The organism is Rhizobiaceae bacterium (genome assembly GCA_023953835.1).
In the GTDB taxonomy this organism is placed as follows: Bacteria; Pseudomonadota; Alphaproteobacteria; order Rhizobiales; family Rhizobiaceae; genus Mesorhizobium_G.
This window is the reverse complement of record JAMLJB010000001.1, coordinates 2,633,868-2,652,079: the sequence shown is the minus strand read 5'-3', so window position 1 is coordinate 2,652,079 and position 18,212 is coordinate 2,633,868. Positions and strand designations below refer to the sequence as shown.

At 56.1% G+C, this 18,212-nt stretch carries 15 protein-coding genes, 1 tRNA gene and 1 pseudogene; 7 read left to right on the top strand and 10 right to left on the bottom strand.

Annotation, left to right across the window (positions count from 1 at the left end):
- Positions 1-5: 5 nt before the first annotated feature.
- The 3 genes from M9924_12530 to M9924_12520 all read right to left on the bottom strand — a co-directional run bounded on the left by M9924_12530 (position 6) and on the right by M9924_12520 (position 4,128).
- A complete protein-coding gene (locus M9924_12530) occupies positions 6-923 on the bottom strand; it encodes an ABC transporter permease (GenBank protein MCO5065223.1) in 918 nt (305 codons plus the stop codon).
- A gap of 315 nt (positions 924-1,238) precedes the next feature.
- Positions 1,239-2,780 (bottom strand): ABC transporter substrate-binding protein, encoded by a 1,542-nt coding sequence (locus M9924_12525; GenBank protein ID MCO5065222.1) that lies wholly within the window; start codon positions 2,778-2,780, stop codon positions 1,239-1,241.
- A 181-nt stretch (positions 2,781-2,961) separates the two neighbouring features.
- Positions 2,962-4,128 (bottom strand): mandelate racemase/muconate lactonizing enzyme family protein, encoded by a 1,167-nt coding sequence (locus M9924_12520; GenBank protein MCO5065221.1) that lies wholly within the window; start codon positions 4,126-4,128, stop codon positions 2,962-2,964.
- Positions 4,129-4,552: 424 nt separating this feature from the next.
- Here M9924_12520 and M9924_12515 point away from each other — a divergent pair, with 424 nt between their 5' ends.
- On the top strand, positions 4,553-5,506 hold the full coding sequence (locus M9924_12515; GenBank protein MCO5065220.1) for a hypothetical protein: 954 nt from the start codon (positions 4,553-4,555) through the stop codon (positions 5,504-5,506).
- A 235-nt stretch (positions 5,507-5,741) separates the two neighbouring features.
- On the opposite strand, the gene M9924_12510 is transcribed toward M9924_12515, so the two are convergent.
- The 3 genes and pseudogenes from M9924_12510 to M9924_12500 all read right to left on the bottom strand — a co-directional run bounded on the left by M9924_12510 (position 5,742) and on the right by M9924_12500 (position 7,197).
- A complete protein-coding gene (locus tag M9924_12510; protein ID MCO5065219.1) occupies positions 5,742-6,197 on the bottom strand; it encodes a hypothetical protein in 456 nt (151 codons plus the stop codon).
- A 132-nt stretch (positions 6,198-6,329) separates the two neighbouring features.
- Positions 6,330-6,647: pseudogene (locus M9924_12505) on the bottom strand (site-specific DNA-methyltransferase).
- On the bottom strand, positions 6,583-7,197 hold the full coding sequence (locus tag M9924_12500) for a TetR/AcrR family transcriptional regulator (protein ID MCO5065218.1): 615 nt from the start codon (positions 7,195-7,197) through the stop codon (positions 6,583-6,585). Before M9924_12500 ends, M9924_12505 begins: the two are co-directional and overlap by 65 nt.
- 151 nt (positions 7,198-7,348) lie before the next feature.
- On the opposite strand from M9924_12500, the gene M9924_12495 reads away from it, so the two are divergent.
- Positions 7,349-7,840 (top strand): cupin domain-containing protein, encoded by a 492-nt coding sequence (locus M9924_12495; protein MCO5065217.1) that lies wholly within the window; start codon positions 7,349-7,351, stop codon positions 7,838-7,840.
- A 1,015-nt stretch (positions 7,841-8,855) separates the two neighbouring features.
- Here M9924_12495 and M9924_12490 read toward each other — a convergent pair.
- Entirely contained in the window at positions 8,856-9,764 is a 909-nt protein-coding gene (locus M9924_12490; protein MCO5065216.1) for a LysR family transcriptional regulator, read from the bottom strand.
- A gap of 625 nt (positions 9,765-10,389) precedes the next feature.
- Between M9924_12490 and M9924_12485 the strand changes: the two genes are divergently transcribed.
- Genes M9924_12485 through M9924_12470 form a run of 4 tightly spaced genes read left to right on the top strand, consistent with a single transcriptional unit; the run spans position 10,390 to position 15,710 of the window.
- Positions 10,390-11,049: a hypothetical protein gene (locus M9924_12485; GenBank protein ID MCO5065215.1), complete on the top strand. Its 660-nt coding sequence runs from the start codon at positions 10,390-10,392 to the stop codon at positions 11,047-11,049.
- A gap of 7 nt (positions 11,050-11,056) precedes the next feature.
- Entirely contained in the window at positions 11,057-14,122 is a 3,066-nt protein-coding gene (locus M9924_12480) for an OmpA family protein (protein MCO5065214.1), read from the top strand.
- Positions 14,123-14,141: 19 nt separating this feature from the next.
- On the top strand, positions 14,142-14,636 hold the full coding sequence (locus M9924_12475) for a GTP-binding protein (protein ID MCO5065213.1): 495 nt from the start codon (positions 14,142-14,144) through the stop codon (positions 14,634-14,636).
- Positions 14,637-14,639: 3 nt separating this feature from the next.
- Complete coding sequence (locus M9924_12470; GenBank protein MCO5065212.1) at positions 14,640-15,710, top strand: adenylate/guanylate cyclase domain-containing protein; 1,071 nt, start codon at positions 14,640-14,642, stop codon at positions 15,708-15,710.
- A gap of 395 nt (positions 15,711-16,105) precedes the next feature.
- On the opposite strand, the gene M9924_12465 is transcribed toward M9924_12470, so the two are convergent.
- Positions 16,106-16,181: transfer RNA gene (locus tag M9924_12465), tRNA-Ile, on the bottom strand.
- 129 nt (positions 16,182-16,310) lie between these two features.
- Between M9924_12465 and M9924_12460 the strand changes: the two genes are divergently transcribed.
- On the top strand, positions 16,311-17,024 hold the full coding sequence (locus M9924_12460; GenBank protein ID MCO5065211.1) for an SIMPL domain-containing protein: 714 nt from the start codon (positions 16,311-16,313) through the stop codon (positions 17,022-17,024).
- Positions 17,025-17,114: 90 nt separating this feature from the next.
- Here the strand turns inward: M9924_12460 and M9924_12455 are convergent, their stop codons facing one another.
- Both M9924_12455 and M9924_12450 read right to left on the bottom strand, forming a co-directional pair.
- Positions 17,115-17,582, bottom strand: a complete 468-nt coding sequence (locus M9924_12455; protein ID MCO5065210.1) for a hypothetical protein — start codon at positions 17,580-17,582, stop codon at positions 17,115-17,117.
- A 160-nt stretch (positions 17,583-17,742) separates the two neighbouring features.
- Positions 17,743-18,189, bottom strand: coding sequence for a YcgN family cysteine cluster protein (locus M9924_12450; protein ID MCO5065209.1), 447 nt, complete (start codon positions 18,187-18,189; stop codon positions 17,743-17,745).
- Between the last annotated feature and the right edge of the window lie 23 nt (positions 18,190-18,212).

Genomic DNA, 18,212 nt, shown 5'->3' with positions numbered 1-18,212 from the left:
GACCGTTACTCCACTCTCGATCTGGGATCGAGAAATGCAATAATCATCTCTGCGATCAGGGTGAGGACGACATATATGAGGGCGAGGATCAGCACGATGGCTTGTACGACTGGAAAGTCGACCCGGCTGATGGATTCCCATGCGAGATATCCGAGCCCGTTAAGGGTGAATACGGTTTCGATCACGACAGACCCGCCGAGCATGAAGCCGAATTGGACCGGGGCCACGGAAGCTACGGGAATCACTGCATTGCGCAATGCGTGTTTAAAGATTACCGACGCCGGTCGCAGCCCCTTGGCTCGTGCCGTCCGGATATAGTCGGAGCCCATGACTTCGATCATTCCGGCGCGAGTAAGCCGCATAAAGGCGGGCAGTGCGTAAAAGCCCAGTGTAACTACCGGAAGAACGAAGTTCTGCCATGTATCGGTGCCGGATATTGGAAGCCAGCCAAGCTGCACGCCGAAAAAGATGATCAGCAGAAGCGCAAACCAGAAACTGGGCAGCGCCTGTCCAATCACTGAAATCGTCATCAAGAGCCGATCGACCCAGGTATTTTGCCACAGTGCCGCAAGGATGCCGAAGAGCATTCCCAACGACAGGGCAAACGCCAGGGCGAAAACGCCCAGGATGAAGGTTATGGGCAGGCGCGAAACGATCAGTTCCGTAACCGGGACCCGGAAAAAATACGAACTGCCGAGGTCGCCCTGCAGAGCGCGAAGCACCCAATCCATATATTGAATGATGATAGGGTGATCAAAGCCGTATGCGCGTCGTATCGCTTCGATTTCCTCCGGAGGAGCGCCCTGCCCGGCCATTGCGACTGCAAGATCGCCTGATACGTGCAACAACAGGAAGGCGATGACCGTGACCGTCACCGCAACCAACACCGCCATGATTGCTTTTTTGACTATGTATCTTAGCATGACTTGCCGCTTACTGTTCGAGATCGCTCCGCATGGCTGTACCCATCGTCGCGACGGCAGAACCGACGCAACTTCTCTCGGCGTCTACCCTCACATTGTCATATGGCGCTCCCATTTGCTCCCACGCCAGCGGGCCGAAGAAACACAGGATCCCGGGAAGTCCGCGGTCGCTCGGCAGCAGTGGAGAAGCGTCCGCCGGAAGGTCACATATTCCGGCTGAGGTCGGGAGCCGCTCATCCGACGGCAATCCCGACCCGAGTTCCATGACCATGCCTTATGGTTCTTTGCGACCGGCGCTGCCCTCCGCGTCCGGTATCAGTTCCATTTGTAAAGATAGTAGCGCAGCACCTCATCTTTGTAGGTGCTGAACTCGAGTCCTTCCCTGTATGCGTAGTAAACGCTCATGGAATTCAACGGCAAGATGTACATCTGATCCATCATACGCAGGATCGCCTTCTCATAGGCCGCCTTCCGTACTTCCGGGTCAGTGCTCGTATCACCGATATTCAGTTGTTCCTTCAACTCAGCGTCGCCGTAATAATCGGATATGCCCGACCAGTTGATGATGGTCGCCAAGGCGGCGGATGAGTCATTTATCCGGAACGAGGCCCAGCCCTGCATGCTGATCGGCGAAGCGCCGTCGGTCAGTTTCTTGTACCAGGGCTGAAACTGCAAAGTCTCGACTTTGGTCCGAACACCAACTGCCCCGAGATATCCCGCGATCACGTCACTAAGCTGGGTCGGCATGTATGTGTCGAGTTTGGTGTCAAATCCGTTCGGATATCCGGCTGCGGCAAGCAGGCTCTTTGCCTTCTCCGGATCATATTCATACTGAGGAGCATCCTGGTAACATCCAAACTGTTCCCAGAAGCAGGGCGCCTTTGCGGGCTTGGCCCCACCGCCATAGAGGACATTAGCTATCTCCTCCCGGTTGATGGCATGCGCGATTGCGCGTCGCACTTCGACCTGTTGCAGCGGCGACTTTCCGGCGCGGCCCGTGACGTCGAAGAAGAAGTAGACGAAACGCATGATTTCTCCGCCTACGGTTGCCAGGCCGGGGACGCCATCGAATTTCGAGACTTCGTCGACCGGCACATTGGGGATCCAATCCACTTTCCCCGCCAGCAGCAGCGCCATCTGCGTGGCCTTTTCGGGAATGAATCGGATAACGACCCGCGAGATGTTCGCCTTTCCGCGCGGGCCAAGTCCGTTGCCGCTCTCAAGCACGATCTCCTTGCCGAGATCGACGTTCGCCACCTGGTATGGCCCTGTTCCCACAGGATGAAGGCTCATGCCCTCGGAACCAACGCGCTCGTAATATTCGTTCGGATAGATGAGCACGGGGCCGGCCAGGAATTCGAGCGCGGCGGGAAAGGGCTCCTTCAGATGGATGCGGACAGTGTACTTATCAATCTTCTCCGCGTTCTTGATCCATCGCACATATACCGCACTCGTGACCTTTGATTTCGGATCGGAAACCAAGTTGAGAGTGTATACGACGTCATCGGCGTCAAAAGGCTCATCGTTGTGAAACTTCACGTCCTCGCGAAGTTTCAACTCAAGGGTGAGGTCATCAATCCACGCCCATGATGTAGCGAGCGAAGGCTTGTATTCATGGGTTACGGGGTCGCGTTCAATGAGGGAATCCCAAATCTCGCGGCCGAGGGAAAACATCTCGGGTGTCGAAATATAGTAGTAGTCGAGTGAAGGTATGCTGCGGTCCCACGCTACGGTTAGCGTGTTATCCTCTTTTCCTGCGTTTGCCGGGCTGAAAACAGCGGAAACACCCAACATCATGATGGCTGAGGCGGTGACCATCAACCGTCTCAAAACGCCAGATTTCTTTGTATCTTTCATATCTATCCTCCCTTGCCATTCTTATTTCCACTCAGAGACCTGTGCATGCGGCATGCGATCCGATCGCATCGATGGGGCGATGTGCTTGCTCGCACACTGGAAATTGCCTTCGACGATTCGTCCCTTGTTGCGCATCGAGTTCATTCGAAAGCACCGCTTCGCTCTGGTCCGGTCCAATCCTCTAGAACCAGCGGCAGGAATCTGGCGGACGGATGTCTGTCAGCTTGCCTGTAAAGTGGCGCAGGTTGTGAACCTTGTAGGGATAGTTGGCGAAGGCGTCCTTTCGCAATTCAACGCCGAGCCCTGGCTTGTCGGGCACGACGAAACAGCCGTCCTCGAATGTCCAATCCTCCGTCGTGATGTCACGCCGCCAGGGCACATCGATCACGAAGGTTTCAAGAACCGCGAAATTGTTGCACGCAGCCGCGAAGTGCAGGCCTGCGGCGTGGCACACCGCTCCGTTGGCATTGTGGGGTGCGACCGGAATGAGGCTGGCGTCAGCCATGGCAGCGATGCGTTTCATTTCGAGCAGGCCAGAGACATGGCAGATGTCCGGTTGGATAACATCGACCGCACCAGCGCTAATCAGGTCAGCGCAGTCGAAGCGGGAATAGGCGCGCTCACCAACCGCGATCGGCACGCGCACAGAACGACGGACTTCGGCGATGGGCGCCGCGCGAGTCGGGACGGTTGGCTCCTCGAACCACTTTACGCCCAAACCTTCCAGCGCCCGGCCAACCTCGATCGCCGTGGTGACGTTGAAGCGACCATGACCCTCGACATAGAGATCGACGTCGGGACCGACCGCTTCGCGCACCGCCACGACGTTCGCTATCGATGCGTTGAGCTGCGCCGTTGTCATAGTGAGGTAAGCTTGTCCGAATGGGTCCCACTTCAGACCCGTAAATCCCTGGGCTGTGGCTTGTGCTGCCTTTTCCGCAAACTGCTCGATCGATTTTGCGCCGGCAAACCAACTGTTGGCATAGACATTGATGCGGTCGCGCACTTTGCCGCCGAGAAGTTCGTAGACCGGTACACCGAGCGCCTTGCCCTTGATGTCCCATAGGGCCAGCTCGACCGCGCTTATTGCGGTCGACAAGATTGGGCCGGACCACCAGTAGCTCTCCCGCTGCATCAATAGATGCAGGCCCTCGATGGCGAACGGATCGGAGCCCAGCAAAATTCGCGATAATTCGTCAATGGCTTGGCAGACAGTCGGTTCTCGGTATTCGATGCTGCCTTCGCCGATCCCAACGATCCCTCCGTTGGTGTGAATCTCCACGAACACCCAGTTCGTTCGATAGCAGTCGACAATGAACGTTTCGATTCCGGTGATCTTCAGGTTCAACCCTCGACCCGAGGGGATCTTTATCGGATCGACACTCGTCGAGTTCGCCCGGGCCTCTGTAAGGGTCACGCTTGAATTCGGCATGTATCTAATCGAATCCTATATGATAGTATCTAGCAAGATTATATCTAATCTATCTAGATGTCAACCGTGACGCCGGCTTTTCAGGATTGGGTAGGCAGTCGATTGAAATGGCTCGAACTTTCATCCTGACGATGGGCCCCGCTGAGCGTGCGAGGATGAGCTTCGCGCTGTTTCCACACCATCATTGCGTAGGCTAAACGTAGCGTTGCAGGTTGACAGCGCAATGAAAATTATATCTAATTATTGAGATTTATATACAAACTTCTAGATCTTCCGCTTCCCCTCCTCCTTACGCAGGTCCTATTCGCACCGAGCAAGTCGGCTAAGGATAATAGCTCTAATGCGCGTAACCATCGCCACTGACGATTTCCTCGACCCGCAATTCATTCCGAGGATGGACCACGACGTAGTTCTTGCACCGCACGACGACGTCGATGCGCTGGTGACAGCCCTTGCCAATTCGGAGGCGCTGGTATCGAGGCGGGTCACGATTACATCCGAATTCATGAGCAGGACGCCACGGCTCCGATTTGTGCAGCAGGTCGGAGTCGGCACGGACCGCATCGACTTGGCTGCGGCTGCAGCGCTCGGCATACGTATCGCCAATACGCCTGATGCGCCCAACAACGCCGTCGTCGAGCACACATTCCTGATAATTCTCGCGGCATTGCGCAATTTCCCGGATCAGGTCCACACGATGCGCACAGGCGGCTGGTCAGGAACGAAAGTCTGGGAAGGTGAAGAGATTGGCGGCAAGACGGTCGGCATCATAGGCTACGGCTCGATCGGTTCAGATCTTGCAAAGCGCCTGGTCGTGTTCGGGGCCGACGTAATCGTCAATACCCGCACGATTCCCGCCAAAGCGCCGCACGGAGTGTCGTTCGCTGAACTGCCGGCGCTGCTTACACGCAGCGACATCCTCGTGGTTGCTGCGGGCCTGAACCCATCGACGCGCGGACTGCTAGGCGCTGCTGAACTTGCCATGATGAAGCCGGGGGCGCTTTTCGTAAACATTGCCCGTGGCGCAATCGTTGATGAGCAAGCGCTTACCCAGGCACTGCGAGCCGGACGTCTGCGGGCAGCGCTCGATGCGTTTGCTCACGAGCCTTTGCCCGAAAAATCACAGTTGCGGACACTGGAAAACGTAGTGCTAACCCCGCACAGCGCGGCAGCGTCCAAACAATCTCGCGACCGAATCTGGGCGCAGATGGTGGAAAATTTGAACCTTCTGTCGGCAGGCCAAAATCCGAAAAACGTTGTCAATTTGAACGAAATGCGTCGCCCGCCGCGATAGCGCGTATTTGCTTCAAGAGGAAAGACTGTCTCGTGGTGTTTGCAGTCTCGAGCGAACCGGTCTCAGAAGAATAACAGGGAATTTCATGCGTTTTCGCCTGTTAGAGCGCTCCGTTTGCCCAAGTATGCTCATCCGGAGTTGATATTCTCCAGCCAAATCAATTGCTTCCGACATCAGAAGCCACTTTCCTGTTAATCTGAATAACAGGGACCTTTCAAAGCCATATCAGGGCACGTCACATCCCTTTCAGGCTGATCTTACCCTGTAACTGCGCGACGGCTTCACAAAAAAGGGATTGCCAGGGAAACACGTCCCACCAATCGGGCCACTTTACCTTGTGCGGAGCACGGGTCGCCTTCACTATGACGTCTTGCTCCACTTTGCTGAGACGTCGCGATCCAAACCGCGAAAGAGTCACTTCAACCACCCACGGCTCCAGAACCGTCCTGTTCGATGGTCGCAATGCGTCGAGCCTCCGGGCCATCCCGAGCCTGAACATTGCACTGTTTGGGTTGCGCGGTCTCACCACCACCCGAACGATTTTGGCAATTGCTTCGGCTCTGCCAGTGCCTAATTGCCGCCAACCGTGTTCGATCGCTTCAAGCACAAGGTCGGCTTGTGCAGCATTTCCTTGGATCATCGTGTTCGTTGACCACCTCGATTGGCATGCGCCTGCGAGGTCTTGCAGCAAGGACTTTCTCGCGTTCCGAAATCATCTTCAGGATCCTGCGCTGTGCCGTGCGGCTACCCTGCAGCGCCTCATTGTAGGTACGAAGCTGGAGCGCTTCTTCAACGCAAAGCTCCCGCCCAATGCCGTCCGTGCTCACAAGGACCGAGCGATCCAGGATGACGTCATAGCTGGAGAACGAGTTTGCAAGGTCAACTTTGGGAGGCCTGCCTTTCGGGTTGCCGCTTTGCCCCGCACACATTGAGCTGTCTTGCCGGTCATGGCTTCCGACCGGGCGACCGCAACATCGACATAGGCTGGGTCAATCTCGGTACCAGGAAACCTTCGGCCGTTCCGCTCGGCTGCCAGAAGCGTTGTTCCTGACCCCAGAAACGTATCAAGCACGAGCTCACCACGTCTTGTGACATCCTTCAGCGCGTCCGCCACCAGTGCGATCGGCTTGACCGTCGGATGAAAAACCGGCAGCAGGCAAATGGGCCGGATATTCTGCCGAGATGATGGCGCTTCGGAGTAGCCTCGCGAAAAGGCGTCGTCGCTCTAGATCATCACACTCTATTCGCTGCATCGAATTCCAAACCGGGAAATCCGTCAGCGCAAGCACAAGCTGAAGTCGAGTGTCCGAAATGGACTCGTCCTTCAGCGCTTCGCGGACAAGGGCAGCAACGCTTGCCTCTACAGCTCGTAAAAACCGGTCCAGTTCCGGAATGCGATGCCGATCGGCAGACGCCTTTGCGAGCCGGAGCACTCCACGCCTGTAAAAATCGTTCAGTTCATCGACAAGACGTTGAAGACGATCCTCCAGCCGGTCGAGGCCCTCGAATATCGTCGGTGCCTGTTCGGGTATCGGTGGTGCCATCTCCTGCCAGACGTGAGCGCCGCAGGCCGCGACCAACGACCCCAAGGTGGGAAAATGCCGATAGACAGTAGCCGCGCCGATGCCGGCGCGCTTGGCGACATCCACGAAGGAGGTTGCCGCAACGCCCCGTTCGTCATGCAGCAGCATCGTCGCGGCAATGATGCGTTCACGAGTTTCTACCTGGGTCTTTGCGCGCTCTGTCATACGATAGGCGCGTCGGTTTGTTCGATCTTCCATATTGACGATAATGATATTCCGTGGAATTCGTATTCCGGTAAATTGCCTCATGGCGAGGTAATTGTCCATCGAGGATCGTACCATGAACATGATTACTCCCACAGCCACGAACATGCCATCGCGTGTCGAGGAACGCCGGTTTCTCGGCCTTCCGACCTGGATCAAGGCGGGGCGGGAACTCACCGGCGGTGAATTCAGCCTGATCGAGCAGATCATTCCGGCCGGCTTCGAGTCACCGTGGCATGTGCATCATTCCGAGGATGAAGCGTTCTACGTCATCGAGGGGCAAATGTCGGTGATCATGGAAGGTAGCAAAAGCTTGCTCCAGGCCGGGGACTTCGCCTTTGGACCGCGGGGCATTCCGCACGGGTTCCGCATTGAGGGCGAAGGCCCGGCGAAAATCCTGCTGATGACGACAGGAAGCGATTTTGCTGACTTCATCGCCGAGACAAGCGTGCCGAGTCACACGCCGCCCGTCGCTCCGGAAATCGCGCTGCTGGTTGCCGCAGCAGGACGGCACAATGTCACAATCCTCGGGCCCCTCCCACAATAGACAATAGATTTGGTGTCGCAGGAGAACCTTCCCAACAAATTTGCCTTTGCGATATGACTGCGCGTGAGCAAATACCAACATTTCCGTTTTGCGCCCCCGAGACGGACGTACAGGCAGGCTTGCCTTGTCCCGAAAGCAGTCATCCACGTGGCCGGCTCTAGACTAGAACCTGATGCGCGAGCCAAGTGCCCGATGCGAGTTTAGAAAGTCTCGCGCGGGTTGTGATCGCTATACCCTACGCGGCGCAGCGGCAACGCCTGCTGCGTTCCAGAAAATTCGATCGGTGCACTTCGTCCCATCGAACAGAAGCCATCACGACGTCCCGGAGCGCTTTGCGATTAACGGGTTAGGTCATGAACTCATAAATCCGATTGAAATGGTGTGAGGCCGTCGGTTCGGATACGCGGAGGAAAGACGCAGGAAATGTGGTGCATTTTCAAGTCTTTCCGACAAAGTAGCCGGGCCGATGGGCCACATCCGAAGGACGCCGAAACGGCTGCAAGCTGCCGCGTCGAACCGCTCGAACGATGGAGCCCCATCGCCCTTCGCGCTTCTCCACGCAGCTTCTTGCCGTTTCAGGCGCCATTTCAAACGCATTTATGAGTCCATGACCTAGGGTTTCACGGGAATAATGTCATGTCTTCGCCACGCTAAATGCCGGATCGGCAGTCCGTGCTTGGGCGGTTTGAGCTCGAAGGTTTTTGAAGATGGGTCTTGCAATCGAGCGTCCACTTTGCGCCTCCATATCGGTCATACGCAGAGCCAGACCAATTCACCAAATGCTGAATCCGTTCGAAGAGCTTCAGCCGATTTCGTGAGCTCGTTGGTGCGGAGACAATTACAAATTCGTGCCCCCGAATCGCAAGAGATTTCTGCCTCTTTGCGCAATTACAGCGCCCCGCGAGAAGGTCTTCTTTCGCAACAGGGTTTCACGTTTCGCGGAATCCGCGAAACGCGATGTCAGCAGGAGGTTTCGAATGAACGCACTGCCGTGCGAGGCATGGAAGTGCGGTAATTAGAAAACTTGGTAATGCTGGGCCAGAGAGGCAGATAGCTGTTCGGTAAAATGAGCGGCCGCCACGGGGAGGTTGCGGCCTTTGAGCTGCCCGACATAGAGCACGCCTGCCGGAACGTCGCGCTCGTCAAGCGGTCTGGAAACGATGTGTCCGGTCATAGTTCGATGAGTCAGGCCAATTGGAAAATGGAATGTGATGACATCTTCGGCTATCGCGTGGTTCCGGAGGAACTCAAAGCTATCCGATTGAACGACCGGCTCAAGCTTCAGGGAGAGTGATTGAGCCGCCATATCAAGCAAATAGCGCACTCCGTAGGCCGAGGTGGGAAGCACGATTGGATAATCGAGGCAGTCGCGCAGGCGCACTGTTTTGTGAGATGCCAGAGGGTGTTCCGGCCGCATGACAGCTTGAACGGGCTGAAGAACCCGCGTCAGTGTCTTGAATGACGCAAGTCGCAACGGCTCGTAGACAACGGCAATGTCGGCAGTGTGATCTGCCAGGGAACGCTCTGCCTCCTCCCGGTCGCGGAGATGCACGTTAAAGGTGACCTGCGGATGTGTCTTTCGGTAGAGCGCGATCTGAATCGGCAGATAGTATGGCAACAGCGCTTGGCTGGAGGCAATCGACACATGACCACTGCGGGCGCCCGCAAGATCGGCGATCTGCGATTTGACATGCTGCATATCGGACAAGTGGTTTCGCATGTGGTGCACAAGAATTTCGCCGGCACTCGACAACCGCACGCCATGCGGTAGTCGTTCGAAAATCGCGACCCCGAGCTCAGCCTCCATTGCCAAAATTCGCCGATTGAGTGCGGACGAATTTATCGCCAGCAGATCCGCGGCAGCGCGAATCGATCCAGTTCTAGCGACCACGTCAATGTAGTGAGCGGAGTTCAGGTAGCGCACCAACCGTATCCTCTCTAATGCTGCAATTATTGCAGCAGGCTGGGCCAAACATAACACAAGACAGCATCGCCTCGGGTTCGTACCTTTAACTTCGCGAGTAAACAAGGTGTGCAATTCGAACGTGTTCATCGAGCTCTGCGTACAGCGCGCCCTACAGAGTTTTTGGACCCGCGGGAGTCGCCCCGGTCGTTTGAATTGGCTTACCGGTACCGACTGGGGGACGGCACGCATGAAAGCAGTATAGTTTCAGCTTTGCCCGGCGGATTGTTGGGCTTAGATCCATTGTTGTAAGCAACGCGACCCGGCCTTCGCGCGAACATTCCGGCGCTGAAAGGAATTTGCTAAGCTAAACGAATTTGGGTCCTGTCGATTTTTCTATAATATAAACAGGTTGCATTCTACGAATATGAAATACTTAGAAATAAAGTCTCCGAGTAGAAAAGAATATTATATGATTAGAGATTAATAGTTTCGTTATAAAATCAATGAACCGTAAGAAGATTCTAACACATCTAATCTAGAATCGCCAAAATTTCATTTGCGGCTAGACTATTTTGCTGACATTATCAACCGGTTTTTTCGGTTTACAGTAAGTGGCAATTGTCAGACTTGAGGGAACATAACAATGGGCAAAGAAGCTTTGAATACCTCGTCTTCGGCAAATAAGCCCGAAGCGGCAGGCATTGTGGATGGAAACGGGTTGAGTTTTCTCGCGTCGCAGGCTCGCGACGGCGCGGCCCCAGGCGAGCCGGTTGGTGTCGATAAGATCCGTGACCTTCTATTTGGCAATCAAATGCAGGACTATGATCGCCGTTTTTCCAAGCTCGAGGAGCGATTCCTTCAGCGGTTCAAGGATGTTGAGTCCGAGGCCAAACGCAATCTTGAAGTGTACGAGTCGAACTCAAAAAAACAGGTTGAATCACTCGCGGCACAGTTGCGAAACGAAAAGGAAGCGCGCGCTGAGGCTGACAAGGAAATCGACCGAAATCTGCGCGAACAAAATCAATCGCTTGAGAAGCAGGTCCGCGCTCTATCGGATCAGTTGAGCGAACTGGACCGCGACGTCGCTGACAGGATAAATCGGAGCGACCAGTTACTGCGCGAGGAAATCAAACAGAAGATTGAGAGCGTTCAGCTACTGATCGAAAAGATGTTTTCTGATCTCAGCAACGTGAAGACCGATCGAAATCTTTTGGCCGGCTTGTTTGTCGAGGTCGCCAAAGCTCTTAATCAGGAGCCTGTCGGCAGCAAGAGCAACATGGAACGTGGTTGGAAATCGAGTTGATCGGAAGTTGACCAAGACGGCCGACCCAATCAGCCTGTTTCCAAGAGCAGCTTCTAACGAAAGCGAGATCGATCGAGAGGCTCTGGCTAGGCTTTTGGTTGGAATTGCGCGCAATGTCGATCCGTTAAATCATGCCAGCTTCGACGGAATTCCATCCGCCGATCCCCGGATGGAAACGATGCGGCAACTGTTGGTTGGTCGCGAGATTTCGGAGCTGTCACGGGTTTCGCAGTTGCTCGGTGTACCAGAGCAACTCGCAGGCGCGGTGGGAGAAGTCCTCCCCAGCGCAATAGCCAAAGCACCTCGAATTCCACTAAGTGAAGCATTTTCTCCGGTTGTTGAGCAATCCGTTCAAAGATCGATCCAGAAGAATCCGCGAACGCTGACGGACATTTTATATCCGCTGTTCCTGCCGGCTATCAGCAAGTCGATCGGAGAGAAGATCGATCAGACTTTTCAGTCGCTCAATGAATCATTGAGGCATCTATTCACTTGGCGCGGGCTTAAATGGAGACTTGAAGCTTGGAGAACCGGTGCAAGTTTCGCGGAAGTCGTGCTCAAGCATACTCTTGTCTATCGCGTTGAGCATGCCTTTCTCATTCATCGAAATTCCGGGCTTTTGATTGCGCATGCAACTGCTGAAAACGCCACGAGTGAGGACCCCCAGCTAATCTCGTCGATGCTCAGCGCAATTCAGGATTTTGTGAAAGATTCATTTCGCGAGAAAGAACAGAGTGGCCTGGATACAATCCGCTTTGGCGAACTTCGTCTCTGGTCAGAAGTTGGACCGTTTGCCACCTTGGTCGCCGTCATCCGCGGAAACCCGCCGGAAGAGCTGCACGAAGTTATACGCGGTGTACTGCTTCGCATCCATCGAGAATATCCGGCTGTGGTGGAGCGGTTTGATGGCGAAAGTTCGTCGTTTCCCGGCATTGAAACGCAGTTACAGACCTGCGTTGAACTGAAGCAGGAAGATTCGAACCAGGGATTTCCGTGGTTGGCGGTGGCTGCCGTCGCAGTTGTTTTGGCTGTGTTGGGCGGCTGGTTCGCTATATCCTGGCAAGCAAGGCATCGTTTGCAGGTGTACGTATCGCGACTCGCGGCCGAGCCGGGGATCGTCGTTACGGCACAAGAGATCGATGGTGGAAAATTCCACATCACTGGGTTGAGAGACCCGCTTGCCGCAGATCCGCAATCTCTGTTGCCGGGCACCGGGATCGACCCGGCTCTGGTCCATGCGCAATGGCAACCGTTTCAGAGTCTCGAACCTGAGTTCGTGCTGAAGCGCCTCAGGTCATCGCTCACTCCACCGGATACGGTGCAGCTTTCGATTGATAACGATCGCATCGTAGCGAAAGGCGAGGCTCCCGACACCTGGATAGCACGGGCAACGGATGCCGCCCGACAGCTCTCGGCGGGGGGACCGGCATTTGACATTTCTGCGGTTCGAGATGTTAGCCCGTTGTCACAAGCGGCTGAGCGTTGGCGATCCTATGTGTCGCGGCTCGAGGTCGAGCCGGGGATCGTCGTTACAGGACAAGAGTTCGACGGTGGAGAATTTCATATCACTGGGTTGAGAGACCCGCTTGCCGCAGATCCGCAAGGTCTATTGCCCGGGACGGGGCTCGACCCTGCTTTGGTCCATGCGCAATGGCAACCGTTTCAGAGTCTCGAACCTGAGTTTGTGCTGAAGCGCCTCAGGGCATCGCTCACTCCACCGGATACCGTGCAGCTTTCGATTGATAACGATCGCATCGTCGCGAAAGGCGAGGCTCCCGACACCTGGATAGCGCGGGCGACAGAGGCGGCGCGGCAGCTTTCCGCGGGGGGACCGGCATTCGATATTTCTGCGGTTCGCGACGTTAGCCCGCAGTCACGCGAGGCGGAGCGTTGGCAATCCTATGTATCGCGACTTGAGGCCGAGCCGGGTATCGTCGTAACAGGACAAGAAATCGATCGTGGACAGTTCCACATCACCGGGTTGAGAGACCCGCTTGCCGCAGATCCGCAATCTCTGTTGCCGGGGACGGGAATTGACCCCGCCTTGGTCCATGCGCAATGGCAACCGTTTCAGAGTCTCGAACCTGAGTTTGTGCTGAAGCGCCTCACGGCACAGCTCGCCCCACCGGATTCGGTACAGCTTTCGATAGATAATGATCGCATCGTAGCGAAAGGTGAGGCTCCCGACACCTGGATAGCACGGGCAACGGATGCCGCCCGACAGCTCTCGGCGGGCGGATCGGTATTCGATGTTTCCGTTGTTCGCAATGTTAGCCCCCTTTCACGCGAGGCGGACCGCTGGCGCTCCTATGTTTCAAAACTTGAGGCCGAGCCGGGAATCGTCATTACCGAACAAAAGATGGCGGATGGACAATTCCAGATCTCCGGCCTGAGAGACCCACTTTCTATTGACCCCCGCGCCCTGTTGACCGGAACGGGGATTGATCCCGCTTCAATCCGTTCGCAATGGCAATTCTATCAGAGCCTGGATCCTGAGTTCGTCTTGAAGCGGCTCGTGACGTCGCTCAATCCACCGGCCACGGTCCAACTTTCAATTGTTGATGAGCGCATCGTGGCCGAAGGTAGGGCGGCAGTCGGCTGGATAAAGCGAGCGATGCTCGCCGCCCAACAGCTATCCGCCGACGGACTCACCCTGGACCTCACAAAACTGTCTGAGTTGACCCCGCAAGAGCTCATTTATTTGAAGAACAGAATTCAAGCGATCGATATCTATTTCGATTCTGGCAAGGCCGTTCCGGGAACCGAGCAAATGCCGATGCTCGACATATTGGCGAGCATGTTGAACAAATTTGCTTCGGATGCACGCAAAGCGGGTGTGACGCCGCGCTTCACGTTAACTGGGCACTCGGATATGACGGGTCGCGAGAACGCCAATCTTTCGATCAGCTCGGCGCGAGCGGAGACTGTCCGTACGCTGCTGAAAAAGCGGGGCGTCGATGCAGAGCTACTTCTGGTCCGTGCGGCGGGTACCTTCGAGCCGGCGGAGGCTGAAAACGTTCTTACCGGTAGTCCTGCTAACCGTCGAGTTTCGGTTATTGTAAACGTGGAATAACGCGAAACGGACAGCTCGAATGTTGCAAAAGAAGATATGCATGCTGGGCGCGTTCGCGGTCGGAAAGACCAGCTTGGTTCGCAGGTTTGTACAAAGCATCTTTTCAGAGACTTATTTGACCACGGTAGGGGTCAAGATCGACAAAAAAAGTGTTGTACTGCCTGACAAGACCGTGGATTTAATCCTGTGGGATTTGGCTGGTGAAGACGATATTGGCTCGTTTCGGGTCAGTTATGTACGAGGCGCAACTGGCCTTGTCCTTGTTGTAGACGGAACTCGCGCCGCCACACTTGAGGTAGCTCTTACGCTGCGCGAGCGGGTAGAGGCAGAGTTCGGCTCTATGCCGTTTGTGTTACTTCTCAACAAGTCTGACCTCACCGATCAGTGGGAGATTGCGGATACTGAAATAAATCAAATGAGGCAATCTGGCTGGCAAATCTACCTAACGAGCGCGCTTTCGGGCCAGCATGTTGATGAGGCATTTTTTCAACTTGCGTCGATGGTTGCGAAGTGATCCATGGACGAACCGCCACAAGAAGTTAAGGACTGGCTGTACGGTTTCGTCAGCAACGATCGGTCTGTCGCCTATATCAAAATAGATTCCGAGCTCCGTCTGGCCGCGATGGGCGGTCGTATTGAGCATTACGGGCTCTCGTCACTTCGTATCGGCGGGTTCGTTGCCGAGCAAGTTGAAATCATGGAAGGTTTGTTGCCTTGTGACGATCTCCCATTTCATATGCCGATGGTGGAACTGCCCGGCGGTCGCGTCACAGACCTTATTCTTCTTGCTGGTGATGGATGCCTGTGGCTGCTCTTTCTGGACGCCACTGCCGAGCACGACAGTAAGCAGCGGATTCAGCAGAAGGCCTATGAGATGACCCTCCTGGAGGAGAGGGAGCGGCAACTCAACTACAAATTAGAGACGACAAACGAGGCGCTGAGGCTGAGCCAGGAAGGATTGTCGCGTGAGTATGAGCGTTCCGAGACGCTGCTCCTCAACATTTTGCCGGCGTCAATCGCTGAGCGCTTGAAAACTCAAGAGCAAATTGCAGACAACCACGCTGAGGTGAGTGTGCTTTTTGCTGACATCGTGCGCTTCACGGAAAAAGCCCGAAGCGTCGGAGCAGAAGGGACGCTCGCCATCCTGAACAGCTTCTTTAAGGGAGCTGACCTGCTCTCTGAACGGCACGGCTGCGAGAAAATCAAGACAATCGGCGATTGCGTAATGGTGGTCGCTGGCCTGCCTGTCGCACGACCCGATCACGCGGAGGCGCTTGCGCATTTTGCTCTGGAACTTAGGCGAGTCGGTAAGCGCGAGAACTTTGGAGGAGAACCTCTGAGCTTAAGGATCGGAATTCATTCAGGGCCAATCGTGGCGGGCGTTATTGGAAAAAAGCGCTTTGCATATGACCTTTGGGGAGACACCGTAAATCTCGCAGCTCGTATCCAGACTTCCGCCGAGCCGAATGAGATCCGCGTTTCGGACGCAACACACCAACTGTTTCGACAGAAATTTGTCTGCAGCTCCCTCGCGGAAACGGAACTGCGTGGTGCAGGTCGCGTGCAAATGTGGAGGCTCCTCGCTTAGTGCGCTGAGTGAGCAATCAGTCCTGATTCCAGGAAAGTCGCATAATGATCGAAACAGCCTCGTAGCATCCCGCTCGTGCCTGATATCGCATCACAAGCAAAGGGCGGCGGGCTCTGGCAGCTTAACCAAAAGCAAATCCGCCAGCCAAGCCGCCATACGGACCCGCTCATCCCAATGGTCGCGTGGAACACAGGAGATCAATATTCCGCGGAATTCAATAAGCGGCACACCTTTTATGCGAGCAAAGCGCGAAAGGCATCGAGCTTCCGACCCCGAGCCGGGATGCAAAAAGCGCGCCGGCTCAGGCCGGGGCGTCTTTTTTTGTGTCTATACGTTGCGCGCGGATGGGCGCATGTTGGGCGCAACGCCGAAAAACCCAATCATTTCAAAGTCTTTGGTGGGCCCGGAGGGACTCGAACCCCCAACCAAGCGGTTATGAGCCGCCGGCTCTAACCATTGAGCTACAGGCCCCACGCGGGTGCCTTAGTGTCTTTTTGTGTCGTGCACAAGCCGTCGCGTGCTTGCGCAATGCCGTATTGATCCCACAATCCTCGCCTTATGTGCGGTTCGCCATGAATACCCTTCGGAGCGGAGTAAACAATGAAGAAAGCCGCGCTTGCCATCGCGCTTGCCGCCACCCTCGCCCTGCCCTTTGCCGCACACGCGCAAGGGCGTAACATGAGGCCGCCCCACATAACAGTGACGGGCGAAGGCGAAGCCACCATGGCGCCCGACATCGCTATTCTCACAATCGCCGTCATGCGCGAGGCAAAGACCGCACGCGATGCGCTCACCGCCAACAATGACGCGATGGCAGCAGTGGTCGCCGCAATGAAATCGTCGGGCATCGCCGACAGGGACCTCCAGACCGCAGGGATTCAGATCAATCCGCGTTATGACTATCCCCAAAAGCCGGATGGCGGACAGGAAGCAGTCCTTGCGGCCTACCAGGTCACCAACACCCTTTCGGTGCGCATCCGCGACATCGAAAAGACCGGCGAAATTCTCGATAAATCCGTGTCGCTCGGCGTCAATCAGGGTGGCGACATCACCTTCCTGAACGAAAACCCGGCGCAGGCGCAGGAGGAGGCCCGCAAGAAGGCGGTCGCCGATGCCATCGCCAAGGCAAAGACGCTTGCCCAAGCGGCAGGCGTGTCACTCGGAAATGTGCTGGAAATCTCGGAAACAAATCCCGTCGCACCGCCCATGCCCATGGCGCAGGCCAAATTCCGGGCAGATGCCGCTGCTCCCCCCGTCGAGGCAGGCGAAAACGTTTACCGGGTGCAGGTCACCGTCAGCTATGAATTGAGATAGCCCGCAAAAACACGACCCCGGCCGCACGGCCGGGGTCGTAAAATGCAAATCAAATCGCGCGACATGCGCGTCCGGTGTATCCGCTTGCCTCTATCTGAGGATGGGGCAACCGGGATAGCGTCCGAAGGAAATCCATTCACGTCCGCGCGCGCCCACACCGGCGACGACGATCATGCGGCCGTTTTCACGCGCGACGAATGGACGATCCAGCCCCATCCTGTACGCCTTCCGCACTGCATAGCCGGGCGTGCACCCGGGCCCCGCCCAGTTGTCGGGCGGACGGTTCCAGGTCGGCGGCGGCAAGGGACGACCCCAATATGGAGGCGGCCGATCCCAACTGGGGCGGGGCCGGTCCCAACCGGGAGGCGGGCGGTCCCAGCTTGGACGCCGTACGTCACTTGCGGGCCTGTAGCCGTCGTCAAGCACCACGTCGCCACGCGGGCCACCAAATCCAAGTGAGAAGTAAAGGCTATCTGCCTGCGCGCTCGCAGGGGCAAGGGAAACCGCGCTTGCGCCAAGCAAGACCGATAGCACCACCGCTTTTGCTGTCCTGAACATTGTTGGCTCCTTTCCGCCAATGCTCGCTTTGAGCAGCGCACTAATCCCACAGCACGGCTGAATGGTGACCGAAGCGTGCATTCATCCCGCGTTCATCCGCTGGGCCACAGGCGTCTGTCGCGATTTTACGCCGGCAATGTTTGACAAGCAGTTGCAGCGTTCACATTTCGCCGTCGAGCATGTGTTCGAAATAGTCTTCCGGCTCCGCAAGGTCGGTCTCAAGGGCGGTGACGCGTCCGCGCACGGAGATTCCGGCCTCGTGCACGGTGTCGAACGATCCTGAAACGAGATGGTGCCACCAGTAGAGGTCCCGTCCTTCGGCGACCAGCCGATAGGCGCATGTCTGCGGAAGCCAGCCAAGACTGCGCACCTTGTCGGGCGTCAGGCCGACGCAATCGTCCACGACCTTCAGCCGGTTCGGATAATCCCTGCACCGGCACGTCTCGCAATCCAGCAGGCGACAACCCACCGACGTCCAGTAGATATCGCCGGTATCCTCGTCTTCCAGCTTGGAAAGACAGCACTTTCCGCAGCCGTCGCAAAGCGACTCCCATTCCTGCGCGGTCATGCGCTCAAGCGGCTTCGCCTTCCAGAATGGGATCGTCATGGCGGCGGTTTGGCAGCACCTCC

Coding starts and splice junctions, on each gene's coding strand:
- M9924_12515 (MCO5065220.1), top strand. CDS start 4,553: ATGCGCGTAACCATCGCCACTGACGATTTCCTCGACCCGCAATTCATT.
- M9924_12530 (MCO5065223.1), bottom strand. CDS start 923: ATGCTAAGATACATAGTCAAAAAAGCAATCATGGCGGTGTTGGTTGCG.
- M9924_12485 (MCO5065215.1), top strand. CDS start 10,390: ATGGGCAAAGAAGCTTTGAATACCTCGTCTTCGGCAAATAAGCCCGAA.
- M9924_12455 (MCO5065210.1), bottom strand. CDS start 17,582: ATGTTCAGGACAGCAAAAGCGGTGGTGCTATCGGTCTTGCTTGGCGCA.
- M9924_12475 (MCO5065213.1), top strand. CDS start 14,142: ATGTTGCAAAAGAAGATATGCATGCTGGGCGCGTTCGCGGTCGGAAAG.
- M9924_12460 (MCO5065211.1), top strand. CDS start 16,311: ATGAAGAAAGCCGCGCTTGCCATCGCGCTTGCCGCCACCCTCGCCCTG.
- M9924_12525 (MCO5065222.1), bottom strand. CDS start 2,780: ATGAAAGATACAAAGAAATCTGGCGTTTTGAGACGGTTGATGGTCACC.
- M9924_12470 (MCO5065212.1), top strand. CDS start 14,640: ATGGACGAACCGCCACAAGAAGTTAAGGACTGGCTGTACGGTTTCGTC.
- M9924_12500 (MCO5065218.1), bottom strand. CDS start 7,197: ATGCTGCTGCATGACGAACGGGGCGTTGCGGCAACCTCCTTCGTGGAT.
- M9924_12450 (MCO5065209.1), bottom strand. CDS start 18,189: ATGACGATCCCATTCTGGAAGGCGAAGCCGCTTGAGCGCATGACCGCG.